This is a genomic window from Bacillus sp. SJZ110, assembly GCF_006715455.1.
Taxonomy (GTDB): domain Bacteria; phylum Bacillota; class Bacilli; order Bacillales; family Bacillaceae; genus Bacillus; species Bacillus subtilis.
Genome location: NZ_VFNF01000005.1, coordinates 109,858 through 123,261, shown reverse-complemented (window position 1 = coordinate 123,261; position 13,404 = coordinate 109,858). Strand labels below are relative to the sequence as shown.

12 protein-coding genes and 1 pseudogene are annotated in these 13,404 nt (G+C 44.4%); 11 read left to right on the top strand and 2 right to left on the bottom strand.

Features of this window, described 5'->3' with window-relative positions:
- Positions 1-41: 41 nt before the first annotated feature.
- From polA to coaE, 4 genes and pseudogenes are all read left to right on the top strand, one after another.
- Positions 42-2,684, top strand: coding sequence for a DNA polymerase I (gene polA, locus FB592_RS15345; protein ID WP_072173608.1), 2,643 nt, complete (start codon positions 42-44; stop codon positions 2,682-2,684).
- A 22-nt stretch (positions 2,685-2,706) separates the two neighbouring features.
- On the top strand, positions 2,707-3,537 hold the full coding sequence (gene mutM, locus FB592_RS15340; RefSeq protein ID WP_141949740.1) for a DNA-formamidopyrimidine glycosylase: 831 nt from the start codon (positions 2,707-2,709) through the stop codon (positions 3,535-3,537).
- Between the two features lie 148 nt (positions 3,538-3,685).
- Positions 3,686-4,336: pseudogene (ytaF, locus tag FB592_RS15335) on the top strand (sporulation membrane protein YtaF); the annotation flags it as partial.
- Positions 4,337-4,351: 15 nt separating this feature from the next.
- On the top strand, positions 4,352-4,945 hold the full coding sequence (gene coaE, locus FB592_RS15330) for a dephospho-CoA kinase (RefSeq protein WP_124058834.1): 594 nt from the start codon (positions 4,352-4,354) through the stop codon (positions 4,943-4,945).
- A 40-nt stretch (positions 4,946-4,985) separates the two neighbouring features.
- Here coaE and ytbE read toward each other — a convergent pair whose 3' ends face one another.
- Positions 4,986-5,828 carry an aldo/keto reductase YtbE gene (ytbE, locus tag FB592_RS15325; RefSeq protein ID WP_003229455.1) on the bottom strand — a complete coding sequence of 281 codons (843 nt, stop codon included), beginning with the start codon at positions 5,826-5,828 and terminating at the stop codon, positions 4,986-4,988.
- 23 nt (positions 5,829-5,851) lie between these two features.
- A complete protein-coding gene (locus FB592_RS15320; protein ID WP_015483547.1) occupies positions 5,852-7,042 on the bottom strand; it encodes an MFS transporter in 1,191 nt (396 codons plus the stop codon).
- Positions 7,043-7,225: 183 nt separating this feature from the next.
- Between FB592_RS15320 and FB592_RS15315 the strand changes: the two genes are divergently transcribed.
- The 7 genes from FB592_RS15315 (at position 7,226) to FB592_RS15285 (ending at position 13,355) form a co-directional block, all read left to right on the top strand.
- Complete coding sequence (locus tag FB592_RS15315) at positions 7,226-7,606, top strand: winged helix-turn-helix transcriptional regulator (protein WP_021480292.1); 381 nt, start codon at positions 7,226-7,228, stop codon at positions 7,604-7,606.
- Between the two features lie 205 nt (positions 7,607-7,811).
- Positions 7,812-8,834 carry a glyceraldehyde-3-phosphate dehydrogenase gene (locus FB592_RS15310; protein ID WP_003229459.1) on the top strand — a complete coding sequence of 341 codons (1,023 nt, stop codon included), beginning with the start codon at positions 7,812-7,814 and terminating at the stop codon, positions 8,832-8,834.
- Positions 8,835-9,072: 238 nt separating this feature from the next.
- Positions 9,073-9,453 (top strand): adenosylmethionine decarboxylase, encoded by a 381-nt coding sequence (gene speD, locus FB592_RS15305; RefSeq protein ID WP_003223584.1) that lies wholly within the window; start codon positions 9,073-9,075, stop codon positions 9,451-9,453.
- 272 nt (positions 9,454-9,725) lie between these two features.
- Positions 9,726-10,184, top strand: coding sequence for a transcriptional regulator NrdR (gene nrdR / locus FB592_RS15300; protein WP_003223586.1), 459 nt, complete (start codon positions 9,726-9,728; stop codon positions 10,182-10,184).
- 114 nt (positions 10,185-10,298) lie between these two features.
- Positions 10,299-11,717 carry a replicative helicase loading/DNA remodeling protein DnaB gene (gene dnaB, locus FB592_RS15295; RefSeq protein ID WP_021480291.1) on the top strand — a complete coding sequence of 473 codons (1,419 nt, stop codon included), beginning with the start codon at positions 10,299-10,301 and terminating at the stop codon, positions 11,715-11,717.
- 27 nt (positions 11,718-11,744) lie between these two features.
- Positions 11,745-12,680 carry a primosomal protein DnaI gene (dnaI, locus tag FB592_RS15290; RefSeq protein ID WP_038827989.1) on the top strand — a complete coding sequence of 312 codons (936 nt, stop codon included), beginning with the start codon at positions 11,745-11,747 and terminating at the stop codon, positions 12,678-12,680.
- Between the two features lie 33 nt (positions 12,681-12,713).
- Positions 12,714-13,355 carry a TVP38/TMEM64 family protein gene (locus FB592_RS15285; protein ID WP_038828001.1) on the top strand — a complete coding sequence of 214 codons (642 nt, stop codon included), beginning with the start codon at positions 12,714-12,716 and terminating at the stop codon, positions 13,353-13,355.
- Positions 13,356-13,404 lie beyond the last annotated feature (49 nt).

Sequence of the window (13,404 nt, the reverse complement as noted above, 5' to 3'; positions counted from 1 at the left end):
AGAGATGAATGGAAGCCTGAGGCTTCTTAGGAGGAAATTGAATGACGGAACGAAAAAAATTAGTGCTTGTAGACGGAAACAGTCTGGCTTACCGGGCGTTTTTTGCATTGCCGCTGTTAAGCAATGATAAAGGTGTTCATACGAATGCTGTATACGGCTTTGCGATGATTTTGATGAAAATGCTTGAGGATGAAAAACCGACGCACATGCTGGTTGCGTTTGATGCCGGGAAAACAACATTTCGTCACGGCACATTTAAAGAATATAAAGGCGGCAGACAGAAAACCCCGCCTGAGCTTTCCGAACAAATGCCGTTTATCCGCGAGCTGCTGGATGCCTACCAGATCAGCCGCTATGAACTGGAACAATATGAAGCGGATGATATTATCGGCACACTGGCCAAATCGGCTGAAAAAGACGGATTTGAAGTTAAGGTTTTCTCAGGAGATAAGGATTTAACCCAGCTGGCAACGGACAAAACGACAGTTGCCATTACGAGAAAGGGAATTACCGATGTTGAATTTTACACACCGGAGCATGTCAAAGAGAAATACGGGCTTACGCCTGAACAAATCATTGACATGAAGGGTCTGATGGGCGATTCCTCAGATAATATTCCGGGTGTGCCCGGCGTCGGAGAAAAGACTGCGATTAAGCTTTTAAAACAATTTGATTCGGTTGAAAAGCTGCTGGAGTCCATTGACGAGGTGAGCGGAAAGAAATTGAAGGAAAAGCTTGAGGAGTTTAAGGATCAGGCATTGATGAGCAAGGAGCTTGCGACAATTATGACGGATGCTCCGATTGAGGTATCTGTTTCCGGCCTGGAATATCAGGGCTTTAATCGTGAACAGGTCATTGCCATCTTTAAAGATCTTGGCTTCAACACGCTTCTTGAACGGCTTGGAGAAGGCAGTGCAGAAGCAGAACAGGATCAATCGTTGGAAGACATTAATGTCAAAACAGTCACAGACGTGACAAGCGATATATTGGTTTCTCCATCCGCATTTGTCGTTGAACAGATTGGCGATAATTATCATGAAGAGCCGATCCTCGGATTTTCGATCGTAAATGAAACGGGAGCTTATTTCATTCCGAAAGACATTGCCGTTGAGTCTGAGGTGTTTAAAGAATGGGTGGAAAATGACGATCAGAAGAAATGGGTCTTCGACAGCAAGCGGGCTGTTGTCGCTTTGCGCTGGCAGGGCATTGAGCTGAAAGGAGCCGAGTTTGATACGCTCCTTGCGGCTTATATCATCAACCCGGGCAATTCATATGACGACGTTGCGAGTGTGGCTAAGGATTACGGCCTGCATATCGTTTCAAGTGATGAATCAGTTTATGGAAAAGGAGCAAAACGAGCAGTGCCGTCAGAAGACGTACTGTCTGAGCACCTTGGCCGCAAAGCGTTAGCGATTCAAAGCCTTCGGGAAAAGCTCGTTCAGGAGCTGGAAAACAACGACCAGCTTGAACTGTTTGAAGAGCTGGAAATGCCTCTTGCGCTTATTCTCGGCGAAATGGAATCAACTGGCGTCAAAGTCGATGTTGACCGTTTAAAACGGATGGGTGAAGAACTGGGTACGAAGCTGAAGGAATATGAAGAAAAAATCCATGAGATTGCGGGAGAGCCGTTTAACATCAATTCTCCGAAACAGCTAGGCGTCATCTTATTTGAAAAGATCGGCCTTCCTGTCGTAAAGAAAACGAAAACAGGCTATTCTACGTCTGCCGATGTGCTTGAAAAGCTGGCTGACAAGCATGATATTGTCGACTATATTTTACAGTACAGACAAATTGGCAAGCTTCAATCAACATATATCGAAGGGCTTTTAAAGGTGACGAGACCGGATTCGCATAAAGTGCACACGCGATTTAACCAGGCCTTAACGCAAACTGGCCGTCTCAGCTCGACTGATCCGAACCTGCAAAACATTCCGATCAGGCTTGAGGAAGGGCGGAAAATTCGCCAAGCTTTTGTGCCGTCTGAAAAAGACTGGCTCATTTTTGCAGCCGATTATTCACAAATCGAGCTGCGGGTGCTTGCCCATATTTCAAAGGATGATAATCTGATCGAAGCTTTTACAAATGATATGGATATTCACACGAAAACGGCAATGGATGTGTTCCATGTCGCTAAGGATGAAGTGACATCTGCGATGAGACGCCAGGCGAAAGCGGTCAACTTTGGCATTGTATACGGGATCAGCGATTACGGTCTGTCACAGAACCTCGGCATTACCCGGAAGGAAGCGGGAGCATTTATCGACCGCTATCTGGAAAGCTTCCAAGGCGTAAAAGCGTACATGGAAGATTCAGTACAGGAAGCGAAGCAAAAAGGATACGTAACAACGCTTATGCATCGCCGCCGCTACATCCCTGAGCTGACGAGCCGGAACTTTAATATCCGAAGTTTTGCGGAGCGGACGGCCATGAATACGCCGATTCAAGGAAGCGCCGCTGATATTATCAAAAAAGCCATGATTGACATGGCTGCCAAGCTGAAAGAAAAACAGTTGAAAGCAAGGCTTCTGCTTCAAGTACACGATGAATTGATTTTTGAGGCGCCAAAGGAAGAAATTGAAATTCTTGAAAAGCTTGTTCCTGAAGTGATGGAGCATGCGCTTGCATTAGATGTGCCGTTAAAGGTGGACTTTGCATCAGGCCCATCTTGGTACGATGCGAAATAAACAGAGATAGGAAGTGATGGATGTGCCGGAATTACCAGAGGTTGAGACGGTCCGGCGCACTCTGACCGGGCTTGTAAAGGGAAAAACAATCAAATCGGTAGAGATCAGATGGCCGAATATCATCAAACGGCCTGCCGAGCCGGAGGAATTTGCGCGAAAACTAGCAGGAGAAACGATACAGTCCATCGGAAGACGGGGAAAGTTTTTACTGTTTCATTTAGATCATTATGTTATGGTTTCTCACCTTCGAATGGAAGGAAAATACGGTCTTCATCAAGCCGAGGAGCCTGACGATAAACACGTGCATGTCATATTCACGATGACGGATGGAACCCAGCTTCGGTACAGGGATGTGCGGAAATTTGGAACTATGCACTTATTTAAACCGGGAGAAGAAGCGGGCGAGCTCCCGCTTTCTCAGTTAGGTCCGGAGCCGGATGCAGAAGAATTTACAAGTGCGTATTTAAAAGAACGGCTTGCGAAAACAAACCGCGCTGTCAAAACTGCCCTACTGGATCAAAAAACGGTAGTTGGACTCGGGAACATTTATGTGGATGAGGCTCTTTTCAGAGCGGGTGTCCATCCCGAGACAAAAGCAAATCAATTATCAGATAAAACAATCAAAACCCTTCACGCTGAAATCAAAAACACCCTGCAGGAGGCGATTGATGCGGGCGGAAGCACAGTCCGTTCATATATCAACTCCCAAGGGGAAATCGGAATGTTCCAGCTGCAGCATTTTGTGTACGGAAAAAAAGACGAGCCATGCAAAAATTGCGGAACGATGATTTCGAAAATTATCGTTGGAGGAAGAGGCACGCATTTTTGCGCAAACTGCCAGAAAAAAAAGTAGCATAATGCTTCATCGTCCAAGCTGTCGGTGCATATATCAGTAACTCTGTAATGGAGGATGCCTTTTTCGAAACACGGATTTTTCACTTTCCCATATATATGATTGTGATGAATCCCGGGCATTTCACATCTGATACAAGAGCACCAACAGAAAGGAAGAAACGGATATGCAAATGGTTTCTATACTGCTGCTGGCGTTGGCTGTCAGCTTGGACAGTTTTTCAGTCGGATTTACGTACGGATTGAGAAAAATGAAAATACCGTTTAAAGCGATTTTGGTTATCGCCTGCTGTTCCGGTGCTGTCATGTTTATATCCATGCTGATCGGAAGCTTTCTCACGAAGTTTTTTCCTGTTTATGTGACGGAGAAGCTTGGCGGTTTGATATTGGTTGGAATCGGTGCGTGGGTTCTGTACCAATTCTTCAAACCGGCAAAAGATAAAGAATACCTCTTGCATGAAAAAACACTGCTTAATTTAGAGGTTCGGTCATTAGGGATTGTGATTCATATTTTGAGAAAACCCATGAGTGCGGATATCGACAAATCGGGTGTGATCAACGGAATTGAGGCGGTCTTATTGGGATTTGCCTTATCGATTGATGCCTTTGGAGCAGGTATAGGCGCAGCCATTCTCGGTTTTTCGCCGATTGTGATGAGCATCGCCGTGGCAATCATGAGCTCGCTGTTTGTATCAATTGGAATCAATGCCGGCCATTTTCTGTCTAAGTGGAAATGGATCGATAAAATGGCGTTTTTGCCGGGGCTTCTATTAATCACGATTGGGCTCTGGAAATTGTAAAAAGGAGTGGATCTCTTGACCTTAGTCATTGGTTTAACGGGAGGAATAGCTAGCGGCAAAAGCACGGTAGCCAATATGCTGATTGAAAAAGGAATAACAGTTATAGATGCAGATATCATTGCAAAACAAGCGGTAGATAAAGGGATGCCGGCCTACCGGCAAATCATTGACGAATTCGGTGAAGACATACTGCTCTCAAATGGCGATATAGATCGAAAAAAGCTTGGAGCGCTGGTATTTACAAATGAACAAAAGCGTCTCGCTTTAAATGCAATTGTTCATCCCGCAGTCAGGCAGGAAATGCTCAAGCGCCGTGATGAAGCCGTTGCAAATCGGGAGGCATTTGTTGTATTGGATATCCCGCTATTGTTCGAAAGCAAATTGGAATCATTGGTTGATAAAATTATTGTGGTCAGTGTGACAAAAGAGCTTCAACTGGAACGTCTGATGAAGCGCAATCAGCTGACGGAAGAAGAAGCAGTCAGCCGTATCCGCTCTCAAATGCCCTTAGAGGAAAAAACAGCAAGAGCAGATCAAGTCATTGATAACAGCGGCACGCTTGAAGAGACCAAAAGGCAGCTTGATGAAATCATGAACAGCTGGGCATAATCAAAAAACACCGTTCATATTGAACGGTGTTTTTTTGCCATTAAAAATCAAAGTTGTCCGGATCAGGACCGACGCGCAAGTTTTCATTCAGTGCATCGATTCGGTTCATGTCATCCTGCGTTAATTCAAAGTCAAATACGCTTGCATTTTCTTTAATGCGGTGTTCCTTCGTTGATTTAGGAATCGTAATGATGCCATGCTGCAGATCCCAGCGCAAAATAATTTGTGCGACAGATTTATTATATGTTTGAGCGATGTCAGCCAATACAGGGTGATCCAGCAGCTGTCCCTGCATTAAAGGTGACCAAGCCTCCATCTGGATGCCCTGATTTTGGCAGTATCTTATCAACTCTTTTTGTGTGAGGCGCGGGTGAAATTCCACTTGGTTAATCATAGGCTTAATTTCAGCTGCCGTCATCAGATCTTCAAGATGGTGAATTTGGAAGTTGCTTACGCCAATCGCTTTGATGCGGCCTTCTTTATACAGCGTTTCAAGCGCTCTCCAAGCTTCTTTATACTTTCCTTCTACAGGCCAGTGGATGAGGTATAGATCCAAATAGTCCAGACCGAGTTTGGACAGACTTGTTTCAAACGCGGCGAGTGTTTCTTCGTAGCCTAAATCCGCATTCCATACTTTCGATGTGATAAACAGATCCTCTCTTGAAATGCCTGCTTCTTCAATGCCTTCCCGAATCCCTTCTCCGACTCCAGCTTCATTTCCATAGATTGCTGCAGTATCAATACTGCGGTACCCGTGAACAATGGCAGTTTTAACTGCGTTTACCAGTTCAGATCCTTCTTCCACTTGGAACACGCCAAGGCCGAACCAAGGCATTTCTACCCCATTATGAAGTGTTGCTTTTGCTTGTAAATGTGTTGTCATGTTCATTTCCTCCTTTAAAATTGTCAGGCTTCCTGCCGATCTCGTTTTTCCATCAAGCGGCTCCAGCCTGTTAAAATGACTGCACCGACCACCATTAATCCGCCTATCCAAGCGGTATGAATCAATCCGATTGAATCGGTGATCACACCGCCAAGGTATGACCCAAGCGCGATCCCTGCATTAAAGGCAGCGATATTCATCGCGGATGCGACGTCAACTGCACTCGGGACAAAACGCTCAGCCAGCATGACGACATACACCTGAAGGCCGGGCACGTTCATAAAGGCCAGCAATCCCATACAGAGAATGGTAATGAGCCCAGCTGCTTGATACGGGGCTGTAAATGTCAGTACGAATAGAACAATTGCCTGTACGATAAACATATAGAATAAAGCGGCAATTGGATTTCGGTTTGACAGCTTTCCGCCAATCATATTGCCGATAGCAATAGCTATTCCGTATCCGAGCAGAATCACTGCAACAGTCCCGGCTTTGAAGCCTGTTACTTCCTGAAGCAGGGGAGACAGATACGTGAACACAACGAATGTTCCTCCGTATCCAAGCGCTGTAATGACAAATAAAAGCAATAACCGGCTGTTTGTCACAAGCTTCAATTGATCCCGCATCGTTGTTTTCGTCCCTTTTCGTAATTTGGACGGTACAAGAATGCCATTTGTAATGAAAGCAATGATTCCGACGGCGATAATGACCATAAAGGCGAAACGCCAGCCGAACTGCTGGCCGATAAATGTCCCAAAAGGAACTCCGGTTACAGTTGCCACAGTGAGGCCAGTAAACATAATTGAAATCGCGCTAGCCCTTTTATCTTCCGGGACAATATCCGCTGCGATTGTCGAACCGATCGACATAAACACACCGTGCGAAAATGCCGATATCACACGTGCTGCTAGTAAAATCCCGATGCTTGAAGCGGTTGCTGCCATCGTATTACCGGCAATAAAAATAAACATGATCCAAAGCAATAGTGTCTTACGTGACATGCTTGAGGTCAATGAAGTTAATATAGGTGCCCCAAATGTAACGCCGAGCGCATAAAGGGAAACGGTCAATCCTGCTGTCGTGACGGGAATATCCAGGTCATCAGCAATGAGCGGCAAAAGGCCGACACTGATAAATTCAGTTGTCCCTATTGCGAATGCACTTACGGCCAAAGCCAGTAGTGCAGGAATACTACTTTTATTGGCTGAAGTCATGATGTTCCTCCTTTGTAAGATGTGTTGTATGATTGAAATTCTGCCGAGTAAGCTATATAAATAAAAAAGAGCAGATTCAAATCAGCCGGCAAATGTGATTATGAAACATATCGTTAAGAAATAAAAGTACGTACTTTGAAGTGCTATAGTCACTTTTTGGTGCCTGTGAGGAGAATGGATTGTATGGAGAAGAAAAAATATAACATTTCTGTTGAAGCGACTCTTGAAGTGATCGGTGGGAAATGGAAATGCGTCATTTTATGCCATCTGACGCACGGAAAAAAACGCACAAGCGAATTAAAACGCCTAATGCCCAACATCACGCAAAAAATGCTGACTCAGCAGCTGCGCGAGCTGGAAGCGGACGGTGTCATTAAACGAATCGTATATAATCAAGTTCCTCCCAAAGTGGAATATGAGCTCAGCGAATACGGCCGCAGCTTAGAAGGAATTTTAGATATGCTTTGTGCTTGGGGAGCGAATCATATTAACAGAGTGTACGGGGATACATTTTCTGTGCTAGAAGAAAGTGTGCTCAATGATAAGTTAAAACAGGAATCATAAAGCATGAGGGCAGTCAGTGCGGAGCGCTGGCTGCTTTTTGGTTCTTACGCCTGATATTCTGTGCAAGAAAACATAAGATGCATCATAAATTAGCGTTATAATCGTTGATTTTTATCAATATGTACTGGCGAATTTGTTTTAATGTGTTATACTAATTTTAGATAGTAACAAATTAGGATGGCATAATTGATAAGGGGTGTCCAACATGAAGGTAAAAGTAGCGATCAACGGGTTTGGAAGAATCGGAAGAATGGTTTTTAGAAAAGCGATGTTAGACGATCAAATTCAAGTAGTGGCCATTAACGCCAGCTATTCCGCAGAAACGCTGGCTCATTTAATAAAGTATGACACAATTCACGGCAGATACGACAAAGAAGTTGTGGCTGGTGAAGACAGCCTGATCGTAAATGGAAAGAAAGTGCTTTTGTTAAACAGCCGTGATCCAAAACAGCTGCCTTGGCGGGAATATGATATTGACATAGTTGTCGAAGCAACAGGGAAGTTTAATGCTAAAGATAAAGCGATGGGCCATATAGAAGCAGGCGCAAAAAAAGTGATTTTGACCGCTCCGGGAAAAAATGAAGACGTTACCATTGTGATGGGCGTAAATGAGGACCAATTCGACGCTGAGCGCCATGTCATTATTTCAAATGCGTCATGCACGACAAATTGCCTTGCGCCTGTTGTAAAAGTGCTGGATGAAGAGTTTGGCATTGAGAGCGGTCTGATGACTACAGTTCATGCGTATACGAATGACCAAAAAAATATTGATAACCCGCACAAAGATTTGCGCCGGGCGCGGGCTTGCGGTGAATCCATCATTCCGACGACAACAGGAGCGGCAAAGGCGCTTTCGCTTGTGCTGCCGCATCTGAAAGGAAAACTTCACGGCCTCGCCTTGCGTGTCCCTGTTCCGAACGTCTCATTGGTTGATCTCGTTGTTGATCTGAAAACGGATGTTACGGCTGAAGAAGTAAACGAGGCATTTAAACGCGCTGCCAAAACGTCGATGTACGGTGTACTTGATTACTCAGATGAACCGCTCGTTTCGACTGATTATAATACGAATCCGCATTCAGCGGTCATTGACGGGCTTACAACAATGGTAATGGAAGACAGGAAAGTAAAGGTGCTGGCGTGGTATGACAACGAATGGGGCTACTCCTGCAGAGTTGTTGATCTGATCCGCCATGTAGCGGCACGAATGAAACATCCGTCTGCTGTATAAAATAAGGTCATGGACACATTTTAAAGAAAAAACCCTTAACAGCATATTTCTGAAAAAACGCACCTTGCAAATTAGACTTAAACACAGTATACTATTTTTCGTGAACTTCTTGCTTGAGACTGTTTCGGAATTACTTAAAGGGTTAGGACCTCTCCGGACTAACTTTCCCCCGTGGTAAATGGCCGACCCAGTTGTTGGAATTTCACTTTTTAATTCTTGTTAAGGGGGGTCCATGACTATGGAAACAATGGGGCGTCACGTTATCTCCGAGCTATGGGGATGCGATTTTGATAAGCTGAATGACATGGATTTTATTGAAAAAACGTTTGTAAATGCTGCTCTAAAATCAGGTGCTGAGGTGCGCGAGGTTGCATTTCACAAATTTGCACCGCAAGGCGTAAGCGGAGTTGTGATTATTTCTGAATCACACTTAACGATTCACAGTTTTCCTGAGCACGGATATGCGAGCATTGATGTTTATACTTGTGGAGACTTAGATCCTAATGTCGCTGCTGATTACATTGCAGAGGCATTACATGCTGATACAAGAGAAAACATTGAAATACCAAGAGGAATGGGGCCTGTGCAAATTAAACAGGCGCAAGCGAAAGTACTATAAAGTAAATTGCGAACACAAAGGGAGCTGAAGCTAGAAAGCCATTATGCGCTTTTTAGCTTATGCTCCTTTTATTTTTATAAAGAAACGAGAGTGTCAGCTTTTTCTTTTTTCATTTTTTTTGTAAAATAAGAAGGAGATTTTCACAACCACCTAATGCTATAGAAACAAATTTAACAACGGCTCTCCCGACAGATGCTGTCACATCTATTTTTAAAAGGCGGAGGCTGCCGAAAATACATTGCAGGGAACGATATAGTTGGGAGCTGATTTTATTGAAATGTCCTTCATGCCAGCATAACGGAACACGAGTCCTTGATTCACGGCCTGTGGATGACGGAAAGTCGATTCGCCGAAGACGCGAGTGCGAATCCTGCCACTACCGGTTTACGACCTTTGAGAAAGTGGAGGAAACCCCGCTCATCGTCGTGAAAAAAGAAGGTGTGCGTGAGGAATTCAGCAGAGAAAAAATGCTGCGCGGCCTCATAAAAGCATGTGAAAAAAGGCCTGTTTCACTCAAAACGCTTGAAGACATGTGCTTTGATATTGAAAAAGAGCTTCGCAATCAAGGCTGCTCCGAGGTGAAGAGTGAGCTCGTCGGAGAAATGGTCATGGACCGGCTGGCTAAGATTGACGAAGTCGCATATGTGCGGTTCGCGTCCGTCTATCGGCAGTTTAAAGATATAAACGTCTTTATCGACGAATTAAAAGACTTAATAAAGAAAGAGCGTTAAAAGAGCTAAGAGGATTCTTCTAGCTCTTTTCTCATGTGCAAAATTGGCATTTGATAGATATAAGAAACGGTGTAAAATGAAAGGTAGAAACAAATTCGGAAGGTTTGAGAATGTATGGCTGACTATTGGAAAGATGTACTGCCTGTAGACCCGTATGTGGTTAAAAGCAGATCGATGCTGCAGGATATTGACAGACAAATTATTACACAACTGTACCAGCCCTTAATCGGCCCTGTTGCATTCTCTCTTTATATGACATTGTGGGGAGAGCTTGAACAAAACCGTCTGTGGGGCGGAGAGTCCACACATAGACAGCTGATGGGGATGACACAGTCCAACTTAAAAACGATCCATCAGGAACAGGGGAAGCTCGAGGGCATCGGATTGCTGAAAGTATATATGAAAGAATCCGAGCGGCAGGAGCGCCTCTTTATATATGAACTCCTTCCGCCGCTCAGACCGAATGAATTTTTTGAAGACGGAATGCTGAATGTTTTTCTGTATAATAGAGTCGGAAAAACGAAATATCAGCAATTAAAACAATTTTTTACGCACCCGGCCATTTCAGAAGATGCGAAGGACATTACGCGTCCGTTTAATCATGCGTTTGAATCGCTGCAGCCGAGTGAATGGAAGCTCACATCCGATATGGAGGAAACGGTAAGGCTTGCCGAGGGGTCCGAGTATACTTCTGTCGGACAGTCTCCGTCCTACACCATAACGGAGGATGTATTTGATTTTGATTTGTTTTTAGCGGGACTTTCTGAGACGATGATACCGAGAAAAGCGATGACCCAGCAGGTGCGGGACACAATCAAAAAGCTTTCTTATCTGTACGGAATTGACCCTTTGCAAATGCAAAATGTTGTAATGAGCGCAATTGATGAGCGTGACGTCATTACGACGGAGGCATTAAGAAAAGCGGCGAGCGACTGGTATCAAATTGAAAGAAACGGACAGCTGCCCGATTTGGTGGAAAAAACACAGCCGATGCATCTGCGTGAAGGCGAAAAACCGGCAGAAGAGGATTCTCTGGATGGGAAGCTGATTGCATTGCTTGAGGCGATTTCCCCGAAGAAGCTTCTGCAGGACATTGCTGACGGAACAGAGCCGTCAAAAGCTGATCTGAAGATCATAGAAGAAATTATGTTCGAACAGAAGCTCGAGCCAGGCGTCACAAATGTGTTAATTTATTATGTCATGCTGAAAACCGACATGAAGCTGTCCAAAAACTATATCCAAAAAATCGCTTCGCATTGGGCACGCAAAAAGGTAAAAACGGTCAGGGAAGCGATGAAGCTCGCAATAGAAGAAAACCGCCAGTATCTTGAATGGGCTGAAGGAAAAACAAAGTCTTCGAAACGAAACCAAAAAGTGATTCGTGAAGAAAAGCTTCCTGATTGGATGACAGAAAAGGAAACAGCGTCTGACTCAGAATCCGGACAGCAGAAGCTGCATCCGCAGGATTTGGAAGAACAGAAGAAAAAGATGATGGAAGAAATGCAAAAACTGAAAAAATACTCTGCCTATTAAAGACAGAGATGCGGGGTGAAGGAATAGATGGAACCAATCGGCCGTTCCCTGCAGGGCGTAACCGGCAGGCCGGATTTCCAAAAACGTCTTGAACAAATGAAGGAAAAAGTCATGAAAGATCAAGATGTTCAAGCATTTTTGAAGGAAAACGAAGAAGTGATTGACCAAAAAATGATCGAAAAGAGCTTAAATAAGCTTTATGAATATATTGAACAAAGCAAGAATTGCTCCTATTGTTCGGAAGATGAAAACTGCAACAATTTGTTGGAGGGCTACCATCCGAAACTTGTTGTCAGTGGGCGGTCTATTGATATCGAGTATTATGAATGTCCAGTCAAACGGAAGCTCGACCAGCAGAAGAAACAAAAGTCTCTTATGAAAAGCATGTATATCCAGCAGGATCTTCTCGGAGCGACGTTCCAGCAAGTTGATATCAGTGACCCGAGCAGGCTCGCGATGTTTCAGCATGTTACAGACTTCCTGAAAAGCTATAATGAGACGGGAAAAGGGAAAGGATTATATTTATACGGGAAATTTGGGGTAGGAAAAACGTTTATGCTCGCTGCAATTGCCAATGAGCTGGCGGAAAAAGAGTACTCCTCCATGATTGTCTATGTGCCTGAATTTGTGAGAGAGCTTAAAAATTCGCTGCAAGACCAGACATTGGAAGAGAAGCTCAATATGGTAAAGACCACACCCGTATTGATGCTTGATGACATCGGAGCAGAATCAATGACAAGCTGGGTAAGGGATGAAGTCATCGGAACGGTGCTTCAGCACAGAATGTCCCAGCAGCTGCCAACGTTCTTTTCTTCTAATTTCTCACCTGACGAGCTGAAGCATCATTTTACGTATTCGCAGAGGGGAGAAAAAGAAGAAGTAAAAGCTGCAAGATTAATGGAGCGGATATTATATTTGGCTGCTCCGATCCGCCTTGACGGAGAAAACCGCCGACATCCATAATTGCTGTGGTTCAAAGGGGAAGGAACTGAGGGTATGAAACGAAAAACGGCTGTCAAATGGCTGGCAGTGCTTGCAGGTGCTGGTTTACTCTATTGGGGAAATAAAACGTATTTGAATGTATCGCCGAAAGAAATCAGGGTTTGGGTATTGTCGTTCGGAGTCTTTGCACCTCTGATGTTTATCGGGATATCCATCGTCAGGCCACTTGTTTTATTTCCGGTGTCTGTTATTTCAATAGCTGGCGGACTTGCGTTTGGCCCGCTTCTCGGCACGCTTTATACGTTAGTCGGTTCAATGTGCGCTTCAGCTGTTTCGTTTTTTGCGGCCGGTTTGTTTTCGGCGAAAAAGAACGGGCATTACGAAAGGCTTGAAGCCATTCAGAAGCAAATGGAGGATAACGGATTTTTCTACATCTTTCTTTTGAGAATCCTGCCGATCAATTTTGATTTCGTCAGCTATGCGGCAGGTCTTTCCAATGTCAAAGCGCTGCCGTATTTTGCGGCGACGGCTGTGGGTATCATTCCTGGGACGATTGCGCTTAATGTGCTGGGTGCGAGCTTTTTGGCTGGCAATCTGCCCGCTTTCTTTCTTGTCCTAGCTCTGTATATCGTGTTTATCTCGCTGCCATTCATCCTCAGAAAGAAAATGCAAAACTTGTTCCAAGAATCAAATTAAGATTTGCCAGTGACCTTTACGTCTATTTTAAAAACATCCCCCATATACT